The following is a 1,463-nucleotide window of genomic DNA, read 5'->3' as shown; positions in this document are numbered from 1 at the left end:
ACTGGCCAAGGCAACTCTGGATTTTGGCAAACTGGCCAACGTGCTGTGTCTTGGCAAACTGGCCAAGGCAACTCTGCTTCTGCTGGAATGGCTCGAGAGACTGCATCTACTGTCAGGACGTGCTGGGTTGGGACAGGACTGGCTCCCCACTGGCAGAAAGCTGGAACTTAGTTGCAGGCTTCCTCTCATCGTGCTTCACTGGGCAATCCCTCACTGAATGACCCGGCTGGATACAATGGAAGCACAATCGATGCTCCATAAGGTATTCAGCTTCTGGAGTGCCCCTATAGTTAGGCGTGAATGCTGCATGGAACCGGCGGGATTTCTGGGGCTCAACAAGACTGGAGTCATTTTCCCTTCGTCTCTTGAGGCCTGGACTGGCCATGTTTGTTTCTGCGAGTGAATCATGGGCTGGGTACTGGCTGGATTCTGCATCAGGCGATGCAGACTCAGGCTGGACACGATGAGAAACATCATGTGCTGTAGCATATGCTACTAATCTCTGGAGGTCGTTAAATGGACCCTGGCTGGCTGGATCCCACAAGCACTGCATCCTCAGGGGTTCTTTCAACCCCTGCATGAACTGGTCTATCTGGTCTAGCTCAGACATGGGAACTTTCAACTGCCCAAGTATGGTCATGAAGGCTCTGGCATACTCTTCTACTGTATCTGTCTGGCGCAGTGTCTTAAGCTTCTGCCGAAACTTCTGCTCTGGGAAAATCTCGCCATAACTCCTCCTCAATGTGTCAAAGAGGAAAGTAAGCTGGATCTCTTGATTGTGCTGTCTGCGTAGCTTTTCAATTGATGACCATGCCCTGGAAGCTGGTCCTGTCAAGCAGGCTGCAGCAACATCTACCTGGAGGTGCTCTGGTATCTGGGAGATCCTGAGAAATCTTTCCATCTGGGTGATCCAATCTTCTATGTCTTGCTCTTCAACATGACCAGAAAACTTATCTGGGGCCAGGCTCTTCAAGATGCTGTCAAGGCCTGAGTGGTCTGGACGAGGAGCTACTGGACGGGAGGCTGTAGAACGTGAAGCTACTGGGACTCGAGCCGAGGTCTGGGATACTGGAATATGTCTGGACATGTCAAATCTACTGGATATCGGGGCAACTGGAGGTCCCAAGGACGCTAGCGCTGGAAGTAGGCTAGACGATGGGGATGGGGCGTAGGCCCCCGTGAACTCTGGTGCGAGCAAACTGTGCGTGCCTGTGGCTACATCTATTTGAGTCGCAAAAGCTTGTGCGACTGAAGTCGAAGTCGGAATCCAGGAAGCCGGTGGAATATCGGCCATTTGGGATCGTCCCAAAAGGACCCAACGGGAAGACGGGGGACTCTGGTCGTAGCTCGGGAAATCTCGTGCACTGCTCTTTCGCAAAGGATCGTCAACACTCTTCTCCGAAACCTATGTAACAAGCTGCTTACTCTCTATGTCTTAACAAGTCTGCTCTGGGTGGTTGTGG

General features: G+C 52.2%; 1 protein-coding gene. It reads right to left on the bottom strand.

Annotation, left to right across the window (positions count from 1 at the left end):
- Positions 1-112: 112 nt before the first annotated feature.
- Positions 113-973: a hypothetical protein gene (locus IVW53_15990; GenBank protein MBF6607064.1), complete on the bottom strand. Its 861-nt coding sequence runs from the start codon at positions 971-973 to the stop codon at positions 113-115.
- Positions 974-1,463: the final 490 nt, after the last annotated feature.

This window comes from Chloroflexota bacterium, from assembly GCA_015478725.1.
Classification (GTDB): Bacteria; Chloroflexota; Limnocylindria; order Limnocylindrales; family CSP1-4; genus C-114.
The sequence above is the reverse complement of the archived record's forward strand: the minus strand, read 5'-3'. Positions and strand labels throughout refer to the sequence as shown.